The 16,865-nt window shown below is 71.0% G+C and carries 16 protein-coding genes; 3 read left to right on the plus strand and 13 right to left on the minus strand.

What is annotated here, in order from left to right; all coding sequences use genetic code 11:
• Positions 1 to 112: 112 nt before the first annotated feature.
• A complete protein-coding gene (locus AC1DG4_RS00125; protein ID WP_477382198.1) occupies positions 113 to 916 on the plus strand; it encodes an alpha/beta hydrolase in 804 nt (267 codons plus the stop codon).
• 67 nt (positions 917 to 983) lie between these two features.
• On the opposite strand, the gene AC1DG4_RS00130 is transcribed toward AC1DG4_RS00125, so the two are convergent.
• From AC1DG4_RS00130 to AC1DG4_RS00185, 12 genes are all read right to left on the minus strand, one after another.
• Positions 984 to 1,685: a type 1 glutamine amidotransferase domain-containing protein gene (locus AC1DG4_RS00130; protein WP_477382199.1), complete on the minus strand. Its 702-nt coding sequence runs from the start codon at positions 1,683 to 1,685 to the stop codon at positions 984 to 986.
• Positions 1,686 to 1,777: 92 nt separating this feature from the next.
• On the minus strand, positions 1,778 to 2,647 hold the full coding sequence (locus AC1DG4_RS00135) for a LysR family transcriptional regulator (RefSeq protein WP_477382200.1): 870 nt from the start codon (positions 2,645 to 2,647) through the stop codon (positions 1,778 to 1,780).
• 104 nt (positions 2,648 to 2,751) lie between these two features.
• Positions 2,752 to 3,669, minus strand: coding sequence for an ABC transporter substrate-binding protein (locus AC1DG4_RS00140; protein WP_477420406.1), 918 nt, complete (start codon positions 3,667 to 3,669; stop codon positions 2,752 to 2,754).
• Between the two features lie 56 nt (positions 3,670 to 3,725).
• On the minus strand, positions 3,726 to 4,460 hold the full coding sequence (locus AC1DG4_RS00145) for an ABC transporter permease (RefSeq protein WP_477378059.1): 735 nt from the start codon (positions 4,458 to 4,460) through the stop codon (positions 3,726 to 3,728).
• Positions 4,457 to 5,158: an ABC transporter permease gene (locus AC1DG4_RS00150; protein WP_477378057.1), complete on the minus strand. Its 702-nt coding sequence runs from the start codon at positions 5,156 to 5,158 to the stop codon at positions 4,457 to 4,459. Before AC1DG4_RS00150 ends, AC1DG4_RS00145 begins: the two co-directional genes overlap by 4 nt.
• Before the next feature lies 1 nt (position 5,159).
• The gene (locus AC1DG4_RS00155; RefSeq protein WP_477378055.1) at positions 5,160 to 6,047 is read right to left on the minus strand and encodes an ABC transporter ATP-binding protein; all 888 of its coding nucleotides are present in this window, start codon (positions 6,045 to 6,047) and stop codon (positions 5,160 to 5,162) included.
• A 14-nt stretch (positions 6,048 to 6,061) separates the two neighbouring features.
• Complete coding sequence (locus AC1DG4_RS00160; RefSeq protein WP_477378053.1) at positions 6,062 to 6,394, minus strand: DUF427 domain-containing protein; 333 nt, start codon at positions 6,392 to 6,394, stop codon at positions 6,062 to 6,064.
• Between the two features lie 206 nt (positions 6,395 to 6,600).
• Positions 6,601 to 8,019 carry a dihydrolipoyl dehydrogenase family protein gene (locus tag AC1DG4_RS00165; protein ID WP_477378052.1) on the minus strand — a complete coding sequence of 473 codons (1,419 nt, stop codon included), beginning with the start codon at positions 8,017 to 8,019 and terminating at the stop codon, positions 6,601 to 6,603.
• A gap of 241 nt (positions 8,020 to 8,260) precedes the next feature.
• Positions 8,261 to 8,881 (minus strand): hypothetical protein, encoded by a 621-nt coding sequence (locus AC1DG4_RS00170; protein ID WP_477378050.1) that lies wholly within the window; start codon positions 8,879 to 8,881, stop codon positions 8,261 to 8,263.
• Between the two features lie 170 nt (positions 8,882 to 9,051).
• A complete protein-coding gene (locus AC1DG4_RS00175; protein WP_477378048.1) occupies positions 9,052 to 10,365 on the minus strand; it encodes a hypothetical protein in 1,314 nt (437 codons plus the stop codon).
• Positions 10,366 to 10,553: 188 nt separating this feature from the next.
• Positions 10,554 to 11,810 carry a lactonase family protein gene (locus tag AC1DG4_RS00180; RefSeq protein WP_477378046.1) on the minus strand — a complete coding sequence of 419 codons (1,257 nt, stop codon included), beginning with the start codon at positions 11,808 to 11,810 and terminating at the stop codon, positions 10,554 to 10,556.
• 124 nt (positions 11,811 to 11,934) lie between these two features.
• A complete protein-coding gene (locus AC1DG4_RS00185) occupies positions 11,935 to 13,221 on the minus strand; it encodes an adenylosuccinate synthase (RefSeq protein WP_477378044.1) in 1,287 nt (428 codons plus the stop codon).
• A gap of 220 nt (positions 13,222 to 13,441) precedes the next feature.
• Here AC1DG4_RS00185 and AC1DG4_RS00190 point away from each other — a divergent pair, with 220 nt between their 5' ends.
• Both AC1DG4_RS00190 and AC1DG4_RS00195 read left to right on the plus strand, forming a co-directional pair.
• Positions 13,442 to 14,311: a hypothetical protein gene (locus AC1DG4_RS00190; protein WP_477378042.1), complete on the plus strand. Its 870-nt coding sequence runs from the start codon at positions 13,442 to 13,444 to the stop codon at positions 14,309 to 14,311.
• Positions 14,312 to 14,468: 157 nt separating this feature from the next.
• Positions 14,469 to 15,428 (plus strand): DMT family transporter, encoded by a 960-nt coding sequence (locus AC1DG4_RS00195; RefSeq protein ID WP_477378040.1) that lies wholly within the window; start codon positions 14,469 to 14,471, stop codon positions 15,426 to 15,428.
• Between the two features lie 9 nt (positions 15,429 to 15,437).
• Here AC1DG4_RS00195 and AC1DG4_RS00200 read toward each other — a convergent pair whose 3' ends face one another.
• Positions 15,438 to 16,865, minus strand: a complete 1,428-nt coding sequence (locus AC1DG4_RS00200) for a mechanosensitive ion channel domain-containing protein (protein WP_477378038.1) — start codon at positions 16,863 to 16,865, stop codon at positions 15,438 to 15,440.

Below are 16,865 nucleotides of genomic sequence, written 5' to 3' on the forward strand. Positions count from 1 at the left end.
AGAGGAGGTGATCCCCATGAGCGAATCGACGTGGGTGCTCCTCTCCGAGGTCACGGTCGGGCGATAGGTCGTCCGGGAGCGCCGTACATGCGCACTCCCGAAAGGCACGACCATGAACATCACACCTGAACTGATCTTCACCGCCGATAGGCACATCGCTTCTGCACAGCCCATCGCTTCTGCACAGCCCATCGAGGGCATCGTCGAACGCGACTTCACGCTGGGTGGCATCGACGGCGTCCTCTGGACGCCAGAGACCGCCACCGCCGACCACCCTGTCCCGCTGATCCTGCTCGGCCATCCGAGCGGACCCGGCCTCGCCCGGATGCGTCCACGTCTGGACGGCCGTGCTCGCGCGGCCGCCGAGCTCGGCTTCGCCTCCGTGGCGATCGAGATGCCGGGGAACGGCCAGCGACCGCGGATCCCCGAGCTGCAGACCGCCCGGGCCGAACTGATGCGGGCGCTCGACGCCGGCGAACGCCCGAGCGAGGATGTGATCGATCGCCTGGTGCTCCCCCTCGTCGACAAGACGGTGCCCGAATGGCAGACCGCACTCGATGCGACGCTCGCCCTCCCCGAGATCGGCGGCCCCGTCGCCTACTCGGGCGGCGTGCTCGCGGTCGGCATCAGGCTCGCCCTGGTCGAGCCTCGGATCGTGGCCGCCGGCCTGTTCGCCGGCAGCTATGTGCCGCTGCGCATCCTGGACGAGGCCCGGCGCATCACCATCCCGCTGCACGTGCTGCTGCAGTGGGACGACGAGGGCAACGACCGGCAGCGGTCGCTCGACGTGTTCGACGCGTTCGGATCCGCGGAGAAGACGCTGCAGGCCAACCTCGGCGGGCACGCCGGCGTTCCGGCGCATGCCGGGGAGGACGCCGGGCGGTTCTTCGCGCGGCATCTGAGCCCGCGCGGCTGAGGTCAGGGGGTGGCCCCGGAACCCCCGGGGCCACCACTCTGGGCGGCGCGGAGCTCAGGCGTCGAGCTCAGGCGTCGAGGGCCTCGCGCAACGCTTGGGCCACGGCATGGCTGGACTGCGGGTTCTGTCCGGAGATGAGGTTGCCGTCGCGGACGACGTGCGAGGTCCACGGAGCAGCGCTCTGCACGACGGCGCCGCGCTCGCGCAGCGTCGCCGAGACCAGCCACGGCGTGTTCTCGCCGAGCCCGCCGGCCGCCTCCTCCTCGTCGGTGAACGCCGTGAGCGTGCGGCCCGCGAAGGCGAAGTCGCCGTCGGCCGTGGTCGCGCTGAGCAGTCCGGCCGGCCCATGACAGAACGGGGCGATCGGGAGGGCGTTCGCGTCCGCCTCGACGAGGATGCGGCCCAGATCCTCGTCGAAGGCGAGGTCGGCCATCGGACCGTGTCCGCCCGGCAGCACGATGGCGGCGAAGTCCTCCGGGGACACACTGCTCAGCGAGACCGGCTGGTCGAGCTCGTCGCGGATCGTTTCGAGGTAGGCACGGAACTCCTCGACCCGCGCCGCGTCACCGACGACCTCGGGGTTCAGGGATCCGGGGTCGACCGGCGCGCTGCGGCCGCCGGGCGTCGCGATGACGACGTCGTGGCCGGCCGCGACGAGTTCGCTATGCGCGACGACGAGTTCTTCCGCCCAGAATCCCGTGGGGTGGGCCGAGCCATCGGCGAGGGTGAGGGAGTCGGCGGCGGTCACGACCATGAGGATCTTCGACATGTGGGGTCCTTTCGACCTGTCCATGCTCTCCGATTCCGCCGGCCCACCGACATCGGAGAATCGATCGCTTCCATCGGGATTCCGGGACGCGTTCAGGAGATGAACCGCCGCAGAGCCGCGCAGGCGGCGGCGACCGCGGGGAACCTCTCCGCATCTCCGCTCCGCGTCGCGAGGTAGAGGGTGTTCAACGGAGAGATCTCGGGATCGTGGAGAGTCACGAGTTCGCCCGAGCGCAGATCGTCGGCGACGAGGTACTCCGGAAGCACCGACATCCCGATGCCGCCGATCACGGACTCCCGGATCCCGCGGAGATCGGGGATCACGGCGACGACCTTCAACGCGGCGGGCGCCCGGCCGAAGACGCTGCGCCAGTACCGTCGCACGATCGGCAGGTTCTCGGCGTAAGCCACCAGGGGGATCTCCTCGGGCTCCCTGCCCCGCCATTTCGCGGCGGCGACGAGCACGAATTCCTCGTCGTAGAAGGGCACAGCGGTGATGCCATCGCGCTGCGGCGGCACGGCGCTCACGACCACGTCGAGCGCGCCTCCGGCGAGCGCGTCGAGCAGTTCCTGCGCGAGCCCGAAGGCGAACCGGATCGGCGCGTTCGCCGCCGTGATCAGCTCGTCGAGCCGCGGGACGACCATCAGCGACAGGATCTCCGCGGGACCGCCCACGTGCACGGCCCGCGGGGTTCCGTCGCCCAGGCCCGGCGGCAGCACAGCGTCCTCGATCGCATCGAGATGCCGAGCCACCCGCTGCGCCAGTTCGCGCCCCTTCGGGGTCGTCGTCACTCCGGTGCGGCCGCGCTCGAACACGGGGAATCCCACGACCGCCTCGACCGCCTGGACGTGCGCGGAGACCGTCGCCTGCGACATTCCGAGCAACTGCGCCGCGCGGGTGAGGGATCCGGTCCTGTGCACCGTCACGAACGTGCGCAGGTGGTCGAGACTGGGAGCGCTCACGTCCGCCACTGTACGCGGACCGGCGCAGCAGCGTTCCCCGGGGACACCGCGACAGACGGCGGCCCCGGGATCCGATCCCGGGGCCGCCATGATCAGAGGCCGCGTCAGCTCAGGCCCTGCTCCTTGAGCCAGGCCTTGGCGATGTCGGTGGCCTGCTTCTTGTCGACCGTGCTCTGCACGTTGAGCTTGACGAGCTCTTCCGTGGTCAGCTTGGCGCTGACGGCGTTGATCGCCTTCGAGATCTTGTCGGAGACGGTCGCGCTCGCGATCGGCACGACGTTCGACGACAGGATCAGGTTCTTCGGATCCTTGAGGGCCACCAGGTCGCCCTTCTCGAACGCGGGGTCCGCCGAGTAGATGTCCGCAACCTGCACGGTGCCGGCACGCAGCGCCTCGAGCGTCGTCTGCCCCGTCGCCGAGAACGCCAGGTCGACGCCGTAGTCGGTCTTCGCCGCGGCAGGGCCGTACGGACGCTTCTCGAACTCGGGCGCGCCGCCCACGGTGACCGTGCCGGTCATCTTGGACAGGTCGGCGATCGACTCGAGACCGAACTTGTCAGCGTTGGACTTGAGCACCGTGTAGGTGTCCTGATCCGCGGCCTTGGCGTAGTCGAGCGCGACGAGGCCCTTCGGCAGGGTCTTCTTGAGCGCCGCGTAGACGTCGTCGGGGCTGTTCGTGTCGGCCTTGCCGCCCAGGTACTCGAGCAGGTTGCCGCTGTACTCGGGGAACAGGCTGATCGCGCCGGACTTCACATCGGGCATGTACGCATCGCGCTGCCCGATGTTGAACTGGCGCTTGACGGTCATGCCGTCCTTCTCGAGCGCCTGCGCGTAGATCTCGGCGATGATCTCGTTCGAGTAGTAGGCCTGGGATCCGATCACGATCGTGTCGGAGGATCCGGATCCGCTGCTCTCGCTGGGCTTGTCGAGCGGGTTGCTGGATCCGCACGCGCTGAGCGTGAGCGCGACGGCGACCGCGGCCGTTGCTGCGGCGGCGATCCGGGTGATGCGAGCGGTGAACATGGTGTTCCTCTCTGGGGCGATGGGTGGGTTCTGCGGATGCGGGACGGCGGAGGTGATCAGCTGCGGGCGGCGCGGAGGGCGCGTGCTCGGCGACGGGGTTCGCCCTCGGTGCGCCCGCCGCCAGAGGCTCGCACTCCGGCGGGCACGGCGGCGCGCTGCGCGAGCGCGAACAGGAGATCGGCGAGCAGGGCGAGAGCGGCCACGAGGAGCGCGCCGGCGAGCACCTGATCGAACTGGTTCAGCTGGATGCCCTGAATGATCGGGAACCCCAGCCCGCCCAGGTTCACCCAGGCGGCGATCGTGACGGTGGCGATCACCTGCAGGGTCGCGGCGCGCAGGCCGCCGATGAGCAGAGGCAGCCCGAGCCGGAACTCGACCTTCCAGAACACCTGCCACGGCGTCATGCCCATCGCTTTCGCCGCGTCGAGGACCCGCGGGTCGATCGCCTCGATGCCTGTGTAGGCGCCCGCCAGCAGGGACGGGATCGCGAGCAGCACGAAGGTGACCAGCGCGGCGGCGGGGACCTGCAGCACGCCGAACAGCAGCACGAGCAGGATGAGCAGGCCGAACGAGGGGATCGCACGGGCGGCACCCGAGATCGCCACGGCGACCTCCCTGCCGCGTCCGGTGTGGCCGATCAGCCACCCGGCGGGAACGGCGATGACCGCGGCGACGAGCACCGACAGCACGGTGTAGAGCAGATGCTGTCCGAGCAGCGCGGGCAGAGCGTACGTGCCCGTCCACTGCGCGGGATCGAGCAACCAGCGGATCGCGTCGACGAAGAGGTTCATGCGGCACCCCCCGTGGCGGCGCCCCCCGTGACGACGGCTGGCCTGGCGCCGAGCGCGGTGCGCTTCGGCGCGCGCTGCCATGGCATGAGCACGCGGCCCAGAAGCACCAGCAGCACGTCGACGATGAGCGCGAGCACGACGACCGCGAGCACGCCCGCGAAGACCTCCTCGATGAGCCGGCGATCCAGCCCGTTGGTGAAGAGATAGCCGAGGTTCGTGACGCCGATCAGCGTGCCGACGGTCGCGAGGGCGATCGTACTGACCGCGGCCACGCGCACCCCTGCGAGGATCACGGGACCGGCGAGGGGCAGCTCGACGGTCCAGAACCGGCGGCCGGATCCGTAGCCCATCGCGGTCGCCGCCCGACGGACGTCGGCATCGACCGAATCGAGCCCGTCGGCGACGGAACGCACCAGGATCGCGATGTTGTAGATCGTGAGCGCCGCGACGAGGTTCGGCTCGAGCGTCGCCCGATAGCCGAACAGCGCCGGCATCAGCATCAAGAGCGCCAGCGAGGGGATCGTGTAGAGCAGGCCGGTGAGCACGATGATCGGACCGCGCACCAGCCGGAACCGCCAGGCGATCCAGCCGAGCGGCACCGAGACGACGACGCCGAGCACAAGCGCGATCAGGCTCTGCCGCAGATGCGTTGCGGTCAGATCGAGGATGAGCCCGAGATTGTCGACGATCCAGGTCATGTCAGTCGGCGGTCCTTGCGTCGACGGCGACCTCGTCAGCTGCCCGCGGGGGGTGAGCGTCCAGCAAGGATGCCGGGGACTGCACGAGCGTGCCCTGCGCGCGACCGTCCGCATCGACGATCAGCGTGCCGTGCGGCGTCTGCTTCAGGTGCAACGCGCGCTTTCCGCGGTCGGCGCCGACGAACGCCGCGACGAAGTCGTCGGCCGGGGCCGCGAGGATTTCCTCGGGGGTCCCCTTCTGCACGATGCGGGCCGAGGTGTCCAGGATCACGATCTGATCCCCGAGCAGGAAGGCCTCGTCGATGTCGTGCGTGACGAACACCACGGTCTTGTCGAGTTCGCGCTGCAGCCGCAGCAGCTCCTGCTGCAGCTCCGTGCGCACGATGGGATCCACCGCTCCGAAGGGCTCATCCATGAGCAGGATGTTCGGATCCGCGGCGAGCCCGCGCGCGACGCCGACGCGCTGCTGCTGCCCGCCGGAGAGCTGGCTGGGGTAGCGGTCGGCGAGAGCCTGGTCGAGCCCGACCGTGTCGAGCAGCTCCCGTGCGCGGACGTGCGCGTCGCGGCGGGGGATGCCGTTGAGGCGCAGCACCGTCGCGACGTTGTCGATCACGCTGAAGTGCGGCATGAGCCCGGAGTTCTGCATCACGTAGCCGATGCTGCGGCGCAGCGCCACGGGATCCTTGTCGAGCACGCTCTCGCCGTCGATCTCGACGGCGCCGGAGGTGGGCTCGACCATGCGGTTGATCATGCGCAGCAGCGTGGTCTTGCCGGATCCGGAGGAGCCGACCAGCACCGTGGTCTGCCGGGCGGGGATGACCAGGCTGAAGTCGTCGACGGCGCAGGTGCCGTCGGGGAAGGTCTTGGTGACGGAGCGGAACTCGATCATCGGCCGTCCGCCCCTCAGGGGAGCGCCCCCTCCTGCGCAACGACGCCCTCTCGCACCGTCACGGCCCGGTCGAACGCGACGTACCCGGAGAAATCGACGCCGACCCGCTCGATCGCCGTGGGGTAAGGCTGCGGATAGGCCCAGGCCAGATCCTTGTGGTCCTGCTCGTCCACGCGCACCGAGTAGTACTGGCACTCACCCTTCCACGGGCACGTGTACGGCGTGGGGCTCTCTTGCAGCACGCCCTCCGTGATCGAGGTCGGCGGGAAGTACCGGTTTCCCTCGATGACCACCACGTCGGCGTCATCGGCGTTCGCGATGACGGTTCCTTCGAATACTGCTTGCATACTCGTCCCTCCGGGGAATCGATGCGACTCGCTTCTTCTCGGTGTGCGGCGCGACGCGGCGCCCTACCGACAGTACGCGGGGCCTCCGACATCGGAAACACCCATGCCGTGCTCCGGATTCCCCCTCCCCGGTTTCGAAGTGCGCAAACGGCTGGATCCGCTGCCGGAATGGAGCCACGTGCGCACTCTGAAACCGGGGCCGGCCGTCAAGCCGACGGGCGGCCGTAGGCCTCCAGGAGGCGCAGCCAGACCTCGCTCATGGTCGGATACGACGGCACCGCGTGCCAGAGGCGGGCGAGCGGGACCTCGCCCGCGACCGCGATCGCGGCCGCGTGGATGAGCTCGGCGACATCGGATCCGACCATCGTCACGCCGAGCAGCACCTGCCTGTCCTCGTCGACGACCATACGGGCGCGGCCCTTGTAACCGTCCGCGTGCAGCGAGGCCCCGGCGACCGAGGAGAACTCGACCTCGACCTCCCGAATACGGTGGCCGGCCTCGCGCGCCGCTGCGGCGGTGACCCCTACAGCCGCGACCTCGGGCTCCGAGAACACGACCTGCGGCACTGCGGCGTGGTCGGCCGTCGCGACGTGCCGGCCCCAGCGGTCGTCGTCGACCGGCTCGCCCTTCGCGCGCGCGGCGATCACATCGCCCGCGGCGCGGGCCTGGTACTTGCCCTGGTGCGTGAGCAGCACCCGGCCGTTCACGTCGCCGACCGCGTAGAGCCAGTCCAGGCCCGGCACCCGCAGGGTGTCGTCGGTGCGGATCGAGCGGCCAGCCGCGAGTCCGACCGTCTCCAGGCCGATGTCACCGCTGCGGGGCGTGCGTCCGGTCGCGACGAGGATCTCCGCGGCGCGCACGTCACCGCCGTCGGTCGTCACGGTCACCCCGTCGGCATCGCGGGAGACGCTCTTCGTCGCGACGCCCGTACGCACGTCGACGCCGAGCGTGCGCAGGCCCTCCTCGACGAACTCGCCCGCGAACGGCTCGACGGATCCGAGCAGGCCGCTGCGGGCGAGCACGGTGACTTCCGCACCGAGCGAGGCGTATGCGGTGGCCATCTCGACGGCGACCACACCGCCGCCGATCACGACGAGCGAGGCCGGGATCTCCTCGGCGCTCGTGGCCTCGCGGCTGGTCCACGGATTCGCCTCGTGAAGGCCGGGGATCGGCGGGACTGCGGCGTCGGATCCGGTGCTGATCGCCACGGCGTGCCGGGCGGTGAGGGTGCGCACGCTGCCGTCGGGCGTGGTGACGGCGACCTTGCGCTCGCCGCTCAGGCGCCCGTGCCCGCGCACGAGGCCGATCCCGGCGGAGTCGAGCCAGGCCACCTGGCCGTCGTCCTGCCAGTGGCTCGTGAACGAGTCACGGCGGTCGAGCACCGCGCGCACGTCGAGCTCGCCCGTGATCGCCTCGGCCGCACCGCGCACATGCTGCGCCGCGCGCAAGGCCTGCGGCGAGCGCAGCAGCGCCTTGGACGGCATGCACGCCCAGTACGAGCATTCGCCGCCGACGAGCTCGCTCTCCACGATCACGGCGGTCAGCCCCGACTGCACCGCGCGGTCGGCCACGTTCTCTCCCACCGGGCCGCCGCCCAGCACGATCAGGTCGTATTCGTCGGTCATCGTGCGCCTTTCCGTTCGTCGTGCGTCGCCGGGACGCGACCGTTCCACCCTCGCAGACCCGAGTCGCCCCGGGCTCGGATTCTTGCAGGATCGTCAGGATCGTCAGATCGTCAGGATCCGGGCCACATGCCGTGGCACCGCCCGCTGCCGGCGGCAGCATGTGCGGAACTCAGTCGATGCGGGATGCGCCGACCCCCAAACCGCCTCCTGAGCATCGGATCGACTGAGTTCGAGTCGGTGCTCAGACCGGGTCTACCGCGGGCGGGGAGTTCTCCACCGACGGATCCCGGACCTCGACGACCAGCGGATCGTCGGGACTCGCATCCCGGATCCGCCACACGCGCGTTCGGGCGCCGACGCCCGGCACCTGCGTCTGGAGGAGCATCGGCGCCCCTGCCGTCGCGCGCTCCCACGCCGCCCGGACCCGGCCGGCGGTGGTGTCGACGACGAGCTCGAAGCGGGCGACGCCGCCGTCCTCGATCGTCGACACCGTGCGTGAGGCGACCGTGCCGTCGAGCCGCTCGATCCGGCCGGCCGCTCCCCGCCAGCGCGCGTGGGCGCGCACGCGCTCCGCGCTGTGCGCCAGGGATCCGATGTAGATCGCCCAGAGCACGACCACCACGACCGCGATGAACACGGTGAAGAGGAGGGAGAACCAGACCCCGGGGGTCGGCATGGTCCACAGCGGCACGGCCGACCCCGCGCCCACGACGGTGGCGAGCAGGAGCACCACGACGAAGACCACGCGGGCACCCGTCCGCATCGCACCTCGCAGCGGGAGCTCGGCGGGCGGTACCGGATCCGGCCAGCGTTCACGCAAGACGACGACCTGGCCGACGGACGCCGAGGGCGGAGAGGTCATAGCGGGAGTCTAGGTCGTGGATGGGAGCACGCTGGGCACCCATTCCGCAGGAGACCCGCAACTCCGCAGGAGGATCCGCGCCGAATCCACCTGCGGAATTGCAAGGATCCTGCAGAGTTGAGGCGTCGCAGAGTTGCGGCGTCGCGGGACAGCCGGGCGATCCCGAACGCTCAGCGGCAGGCTGCGGCCTGCTGCACGACGGAGTCCGGCGGGGACCCGTACGCCTGAGTGCCGTTGCCCGGATCCGTGAATCCCATGCTGATGGCCCAGGCCGTCGCCCACGCCTCCGCCGAGGCCGAGTTCGTGTTGTCGACCATCGATCGGCACTTCGTCGCGATCGCGTGTCCGGCCTCGTGCGCCACGAGCGCCCTGCTGGAATCGCCCGGCCAGTCCTCGGCGACGGAGTTGGACAGCAGGATCGTCGCGTACTGGCCCGACTCGATCGGCGTGCGCGTTTCGCCGGAAAGGTAGCCGTTGTCCCCGCCGAGGTCGTTCACCCGGTCCGCCCATTGGAAGTCGAGCAGCACCCCGGGGACGAGGGATCGCGCGAAGTCCTCGATCTGCTGTCGCGCCCCTTGCAGCGGTCCGGCCTCGGCCGCGAGGGTCGCGGCGTGTCCGTCGCGCACCTGCTGCACGGTCGTGGCGTAGTCGCGGAACTCCTGCGCGACCGGCTCGTCGAAGGAGGTGGTGGCAACGAGTTTCACGGCCAGTTCGCGCAACGTCAGGACGCCCTCGTTCGGTGAAGGCACGTTGTCGCTCTCGATCTGAGCCGCGAGCCCGCCCGCGGCCTTGACCACGGCGAGACCGGTCTCGCCGATGGCGCCGGTCGCCGATCCGAGTTCCTCGGATGACCGTTCGAGAGCGGAGGCCAGCGTGCGCACGCTACGCGAATCCGCATCGAGCCTTGCGGTGCGGCCGTACAACTCCCAGAACCAGGACGGCTTCGCACCCGGCTCGGGAGCCTTCGTGCTCGTCAGCGACATGGACGCGGCAGACGCCTTCTGCGCCCTGTCCCGCGCCGTGGTGAGGCCGGCACGGTCGGCATCGCTGAGGAGGGCGGGATCGGTCACACCCAGCAACACGTCGGCGGCTCGGGAGGACTCATCGTCGACGGCGCGGACACGCTCGTTGTGCGACGCCTCATCGCCCTGCTTCGTCAACGCCGTGGTCAGCTGCGTGTGCGCCTCGTCGTAGCCGAGGTTCGCCGTGAGCTGCAGCACCGCGCCGAGCCCGGCGAGCAGCAGCACCCCGGCGATGGACAGCGACCAGGCCAGCACGACACGGCGCCGGGGCCGGGGCCGGGGAGTCGATGCGGAGGCCGGGACCGCGTTGAGCGCGGTACCGCCCACAGGACCGGCGGAGGAGAGGATGCCGGCGATCTCGTGGCCGCCGGTCGGCGCGGGGGCGGTGGGCACGGGGGTGGGCGGCATGACGGCGGTGGGATCCGGGGCGCCGTCCGCAGGTATCGACTGATCATCGGCCACGTTCGTCCCCCTGCGTTCGCGTCGCTGCGTCGTGCGCGGTGGTCATCGGCACCGCTGCGATCAGAATAGGGCCTGAAGAGGTTCGGCAGGACGATTGCAACTCTGCAGGAGGATCCGCGCTGGCATCTCCTGCAGAGTTGCAAATGTCCTACGGACTGGCGCCGCTGCGCCGCCCGCGGCCGGCCGCTTCAGCGCGCGAGCAGCAGATGCGTCGGCGCGGGGGCGGGAGTGCGGTGCCGGACGCGGCCGGGGGCGCCGGTGCGGTCGTCGAGGTCGAGCACGCTGATCTCGTCCGAGCGCTGCCCCGCGACGAGCAACACGCCGTCGTGCACGAGGTGGTGGCGCGGCCAGTCCACGCCGGCGTCGGCGAGCGCGAGGGGCTCGACCCGCTCGCCGGATCCGCGCACGCGGAGCGCGGCGATCGTGTTGCTGCCGCGCACCCCGGCGTAGAGCGTCTCCCCGTCGCGGGATCGGCTGAGCTCGGCGGGATAGTCGTGGCCTGGCGTCACGATCGCCGAGACCGGGATCCCGGAGACGAGGCCCCAGCGACCCTCGCGATCGGCGGCCAGGGTGAACAGCTCGCACGAGTACTCGGTCACCACATGCAGGTGCCCGCTCGGGTGCGCGACCATGTGCCGAGGACCGGATCCGCGCGGCAGCACGACCTCGTGATCGAGCGTCAGCCCCGACGCCGACGTACGCCAGATCCGCACGAGGTCGTAGCCGAGGTCGGTCGTCGCGATCCGGCCGTCGGGCAGGAAGGCGGCGGCGTGCGCGTGCGAGACGCGGGGATCCCCGTTCGGATCCAAGCGGTTCGGATCCGCGGCGTACGGATCAGCCGCCACGTGATCCGCTGCGGTGTGCCGCGAGACCGAACCCACGTCTCGAGACCGACGATCGCTTCCTCGGTCTCGGGACGGAAGTTCGGTCTCGCGGCCATCAGCCGGATCCACGACGCCGAGTGCGCGTTCGGCCGGGTCGCCGGTGCCGCTGCCGCCGCGGTCGCCGGCGTCGCGGTCGCCGAAGAGGGCGGCCCGCAGCTCCGCGGCCTTGTCGCGGGCGTCGGGCACCAGCCCGCCCTCCGCGTCCAGCCCGATCCGCACCACGCGGCCGTCGCCGTAGCAGCTCGCCACGAGGAAGCGGCCGTCGGGTGCGACGGCGAGGTGGCACACGTACTGCCCCGCCGCGACCGGGCGCCCGAGCGGGCGCAGGGCGTTCTCGCCCGTGCGCGCGAACGCGGCGACCTCCCCGGATCCCTCGAGCGCCGCATAGACGACGTCGAGCGTGGGGTGCGACGCGAGCCAGGACGGCGAGGGGGCAGGGGCGACGGCGCCGCGGTAGGCGAGCGTGGTCGGTCCGTGTCCCTCATCGACCGCCAGCGCCCCGATGCCGTCGGCCGGCCCGTCCATGTCGACGCCGTAGCCGCCGACCCAGAATCGCGTCATCGCATCCTCACTCTCTCGCCGAGTGCACGCCTTGCTGTCGAGCGCACAGGTCGTTCACGCCGATAGCCCGTGCATTCGGCAGCATCCCGTGCGCTCGGCATGCGGACGGACCGCCCGGCAGGTGTCAGTCGACGAGGTCGTGGCGCACGACGACCTGGTCGCGCTCCGGGCCGACGCCGATCACCGAGATGCGGGTTCCGCTCATCTTCTCCAGCGCGAGCACGTAGTCCTGCGCGTTCTTCGGCAGATCCTCGAACGTGCGCGCGGAGGAGATGTCCTCCTGCCAGCCCGGGAAGTACTCCAGGATCGGCTTCGCGTGGTGGAAGTCGCTCTGGTTCACCGGCACGTCGTCGAAGCGCACGCCGTCGACGTCGTAGGCGACGCACACCGGGACCTGGACGAGCCCGTCGAGGATGTCGAGCTTGGTGAGCACGAGATCGGTGATGCCGTTCACGCGGGTCGCGTAGCGGGTGATCGGGGCGTCGTACCAGCCCACCCGGCGCGGACGCCCCGTGGTGGTGCCGAACTCGAAGCCGCGCGCGCGCAGCCAGTCGCCCTGCTCGTCGAAGAGCTCGGTGGGGAACGGACCGGATCCGACCCGCGTCGTGTACGCCTTCACGATGCCGACGATGCGGTCCAGACGGCCGGGGCCGACGCCGGATCCGGTCGCCGCACCTCCGGCGGTCGCCGAGGAGGACGTCACGAACGGGTAGGTGCCGTGGTCGACGTCGAGCATGGTGGCCTGGCCGCCCTCGAAAACGACGACCTCGCCGCGCTGCAGAGCGTCGTCGAGCAGGTGGCCGGTATCGGCGACCATCGGGCGCAGCCGCTCGGCGTACGAGAGCAGGTCTTCCACGATCTCGTCGCACGTGATCGCGCGGCGGTTGAAGACCTTCACCAGCAGGTGGTTCTTCTGGTCGAGGGCGCCCTCGACCTTCTGGCGCAGGATGTTCTCATCGAAGAGATCCTGCACGCGGATCCCCACGCGGTTGATCTTGTCGGCGTAGGCCGGGCCGATGCCGCGGCCGGTGGTGCCGATCATCCGCTTGCCGAGGAAGCGCTCGGTGACCTTGTCGAGCGTGCGGTGGTACTGGGTGATGATGTGCGCGTTGGCACTGACCTTGAGGCGCGAGGTGTCGATGCCGCGGGATCCGAGGGCCTCGAGCTCGTGGAACAGCACCTCGAGGTCGATCACGACCCCGTTGCCGATCACGGGGGTGACGCCGGCCGAGAGGATCCCGGAGGGCAGCAGGTGCAGGGCGTACTTCTCGTCGCCGACGACGACCGTGTGCCCCGCGTTGTTGCCGCCGTTGAACTTGACGACCCAGTCGGTGCGCTCGCCGAGCAGATCCGTGGCCTTGCCCTTGCCCTCGTCGCCCCACTGGACGCCGACGATCACGATTCCTGGCATGGGATTCCCCCTTTTCAGTGGCGTGCGGGCTCCTTGGGAGCGGCCGCATCCGCCGCCGTGCTTTCGCCGGGTTTGCACCGGCTGATGAGCTGGCCCGATCGGGCGGAGCCAGTCTATCGGAGGGGGCGGACGGGCCGCGGGGACCGTGAGGTCGTGCACGCGTTCGGATATCGTGAGGCGCACGCCTCTGCCGAGGAGCACCGCCGGATGGGATGAGGACATGACGCAGGACACGGATCTCGGATCCGCGAACCAGGGCGCGCCGCCCGAGAGTTCCCCGCGTCGTGCCGCCCGGCTCGAGCAGCAGCCCCCGGCGGTCCTGCCCACCGCGACACCTGTCTTGCACGCCGGAGCCGGATCCCCGGGCCCCGGCCGACGCAGAGCGCTCCTGCTTGCGGGCGCAGCCGCCGTTCTGCTCTGCGCAGCCGGGGGCGTGCTCGTGGTCGGTCTTCGCCCCGCCGCGACCGACCACACGGCGACCGCGGCCTCGGACATCTCGGTCGACACCGGCACCCGGAATCCGGCGAACGCCCTGCTCGGAGAGGGCGGCGGCTCGCCCGGGCCCCTCCCCCGCACCGAACCGGCCACGCCGCCGGCGGCGCCCGCGACGACCTCCCCCGCGCCCGTCGAACAGCCGCTCGCGCATCCTCCGGCCGACGGCGGCACGTCCCCCGATCCGGCCCCTGGTGACGGCGCGACGCCGGGCGCCGCGGCCGGCGATCCCGGCACGCCCTCCACCCCGTCCACGCCGTCCACGCCGTCCGGACCCGGTGCGCCTGCGGGGCCGCCCCCGATCCCCGCCGCGCCGAAGCCGCTCGCGTTCACAGGTCTGACGCGGAACGCGACGATCGGCCTGCTCGGTATCCGGATCCTCTCCAGCGACACCCTGTCGCTCTCCGGAGAACCGGGCGCGACGGCGTCCGTGAACTACGGATCCTCGCCCGCCGGAGCCGTGACGTTCGACGCATCAGGCCGCGCGACCCTCACGGTCGGCGGATCCCTGATCGACCTGGGTGACCCCGTGATCACGGTCGCGTACTCGGACGGCACGGCGGGCCCCGCGATCCACGCCCGCCGCAGCACCCTCTGAACGCGGGACCCCGCGGCGACCGCGCCGGCTCCGGCCCAGCGCCGGAGCCGGCGCACCGGCGCACCGGCACCCGGCACCCGGCGCGTGGCGGGATCTCGGTGAGGGATGGCGGTCCCCGCGCTCGACCGATGTCCGTGGCCCCTGCGACGATCGAAGGATGACGGAGACCACCCAGGGACGGACGCGACGACCCGCGGAGGGCGGCGGCACGAGCGCGCCGGCCCCGCGGCGCCACGGAGCGCTCGTGCTGATCGCGGCCGTGATCACGGTCGTGCTCTGGGCCTCGGCGTTCATCGGAATCCGCGGCGCAGGCCCCCACTTCGACCCCGGTGCGCTGGCGCTGCTGCGCATGGCGGTCGGGACGGTGGCCCTCACCGCCATCGCGCTCAAGCGCGGCATCCGCCTGCCCTCGCGGCGGCACTGGCTGCTGGTCGTGGTGTGGGGCGTCGGCTGGTTCTGCGTCTACAACCTGGCTCTCAACGCCGCGGAGCACACGCTCGACGCCGGCACCGCCGCGATGGTGGTCAACCTCGCGCCGCTCATGGTCGTCGTCTTCAGCGGGCTGTTCCTGCGGGAAGGCTTCCCGAAGCCGCTGCTGATCGGGGCGCCGATCGCGTTCGGGGGCGTCGTCCTCATCGGCCTGAACTCCTCGTCGAAGAGCGGGGCGATCGACATCGCGGGCCTCCTGCTCGCGCTGCTGGCCGCGGTCATGTACGCGGGGTGCACGCTGCTGCAGAAGCATCTGCTGAGCGCGGGCAGCGACGCGACCACGCTCACCTGGCTGGGCGCGGCCATCGGCGCGGTCGCTCTGCTGCCCTGGGCGGGCAGCCTCGTGGGAGCACTGCAGACCGCGCCGCTCGACGCGACCCTGTGGGTGGTCTACCTCGGCATCTTCCCGACCGCGATCGCCTTCACCACCTGGGCCTACGTGCTGCAGCGCAGCACCGCGGGACAGACCTCCGCGACCACCTACGTGGTGCCGGCGATCGCGATCCTGCTGTCGTGGCTGATCCTCGGCGAGGTGCCGACGCCGCTCATGTTCCTCGGCGGCGCGCTCTGCCTGCTCGGGGTGCTCGTGACGCGGCTGCGGTGGCGTCGGCGCGACCGCTCGGCCTGACGGCGGGTATCAACGAGGGCGGATCTCCCCTCGGGGAATGCCGAGGGCGGCGATCGCCTCGGCGGCCGCGGCACGCTTGAGCTCGAGCGACTCACCGATCTCGGCCGCGAGCCGCGGGTGCGCCCGGATCAGCTCGTCGATGACGGCGAGCGGGATCCGCAGCACGGTCAGCACCTCGATCGCGGCGATCGTCACCGTGGTGCGCTCGCGGGTGAGCGCCGTCTGGCCGACCAGCTCGCGCGGTCCGGCTTCGCCCACCGGGATCCTCGCGTCTCCGGTCTCGAACTGCATCACGACCCGGCCGGACAGGATCAGGCGCACCTCGTTCGGAACGATGCCAGCCGAGAGCACCACTTCACCGATGCCGTAGCGCTCCAGATGCGCGCCGGCCCGCACCAGCTCCCTGCCCGCTTCGTCGAGGTGCAGGACGGGGGCTGCCTCCTCGATCGCCGCATCAAATGTTGCGGGTTCGGCGATCGGATCCGTCGCATCGCCATCGAGCGCGAATCCGCGCCGCCGTGCCGCGTACCAGAGCCAGGAGAGATAGAGGGAGAGCGCACCGGAGGCCTCGGCCGGCGCCATGATCGGGATCGACACCGTGTACCTGGCGGAGCCGGCGTATTCGGCGGTCGCCCGCTCCTCGCGCCACCGCATCGGCAGCCCGTCGGCGAGCTGCACGAGCAGGGCCATGATCTCCTGCGGCGGGTCGTCGGTGCTGAAGGTCATCGACGCCGTCGCGTAGTACGGACCGGCCGGCTCGCTCATGTTCGTGAACGAAGCGCCGGAGAGCGTCGAGTTCGGGACGATCTGGATCCCGGATCCGGTGTCGATGTGCACCGCACGCCAGTTGACCCCGACGACCCGCCCCTTCACTCCGCCGGTGTCGAGCCAGTCGCCGATCTTGAAGGGCTGCTCGAACAGCAGCAGCAGGCCGGATACGACGCCGCCTGCCGCGTTCTGAAGTGCGAGGCCGATGACGATCGAGGTCACGCCCAGGGCGGTGAAGAGCCCGCCGACGTCCGCATCCCACACCCAGGAGAACAGCATCGCGAGGCCCACGACGACCAGCACGAGCCGCGCGATCTCGACGAAGATCGACGGGACGCGACGTCGCCAGGATCCCTCCTCGGCGTTGGCGAACAGCACGACGTTGAAGGCGGAGAGCACGAGCAGGATCAGCAGGAAGCCGAAGATCGTCGCGACGACCCGCACCCAGACGTAGCCGTCGTCCTTCTGCCCGATCGCGAAGACGAGCAGGGCGAACAGGGCCCCGGCGGGGACCACCGCGTTGCGCAGCAGCGCGACCGGTTTCGCCAGCGGGTTGCCGCGGCGGCGGAGCATGCCGAGCAGCTCGGTCAGCCCCACGAGGAGCACGGGCACGCCGACCGCGAGCGCGATCAGCCACCAGGTCCAGCCCTGCTGCAACAGGCCGCCCAT

The sequence above is a fragment of the Microbacterium sp. 05N427 genome (genome assembly GCF_056397105.1).

Coding starts and splice junctions, on each gene's coding strand:
- AC1DG4_RS00125 (WP_477382198.1), top strand. CDS start 113: ATGAACATCACACCTGAACTGATCTTCACCGCCGATAGGCACATCGCT.
- AC1DG4_RS00130 (WP_477382199.1), bottom strand. CDS start 1,685: ATGTCGAAGATCCTCATGGTCGTGACCGCCGCCGACTCCCTCACCCTC.
- AC1DG4_RS00140 (WP_477420406.1), bottom strand. CDS start 3,669: ATGTTCACCGCTCGCATCACCCGGATCGCCGCCGCAGCAACGGCCGCG.
- AC1DG4_RS00145 (WP_477378059.1), bottom strand. CDS start 4,460: ATGAACCTCTTCGTCGACGCGATCCGCTGGTTGCTCGATCCCGCGCAG.
- AC1DG4_RS00150 (WP_477378057.1), bottom strand. CDS start 5,158: ATGACCTGGATCGTCGACAATCTCGGGCTCATCCTCGATCTGACCGCA.
- AC1DG4_RS00155 (WP_477378055.1), bottom strand. CDS start 6,047: ATGATCGAGTTCCGCTCCGTCACCAAGACCTTCCCCGACGGCACCTGC.
- AC1DG4_RS00160 (WP_477378053.1), bottom strand. CDS start 6,394: ATGCAAGCAGTATTCGAAGGAACCGTCATCGCGAACGCCGATGACGCC.
- AC1DG4_RS00165 (WP_477378052.1), bottom strand. CDS start 8,019: ATGACCGACGAATACGACCTGATCGTGCTGGGCGGCGGCCCGGTGGGA.
- AC1DG4_RS00170 (WP_477378050.1), bottom strand. CDS start 8,881: ATGACCTCTCCGCCCTCGGCGTCCGTCGGCCAGGTCGTCGTCTTGCGT.
- AC1DG4_RS00180 (WP_477378046.1), bottom strand. CDS start 11,810: ATGACGCGATTCTGGGTCGGCGGCTACGGCGTCGACATGGACGGGCCG.
- AC1DG4_RS00185 (WP_477378044.1), bottom strand. CDS start 13,221: ATGCCAGGAATCGTGATCGTCGGCGTCCAGTGGGGCGACGAGGGCAAG.
- AC1DG4_RS00190 (WP_477378042.1), top strand. CDS start 13,442: ATGACGCAGGACACGGATCTCGGATCCGCGAACCAGGGCGCGCCGCCC.
- AC1DG4_RS00195 (WP_477378040.1), top strand. CDS start 14,469: ATGACGGAGACCACCCAGGGACGGACGCGACGACCCGCGGAGGGCGGC.
- AC1DG4_RS00200 (WP_477378038.1), bottom strand. CDS start 16,865: ATGGGCGGCCTGTTGCAGCAGGGCTGGACCTGGTGGCTGATCGCGCTC.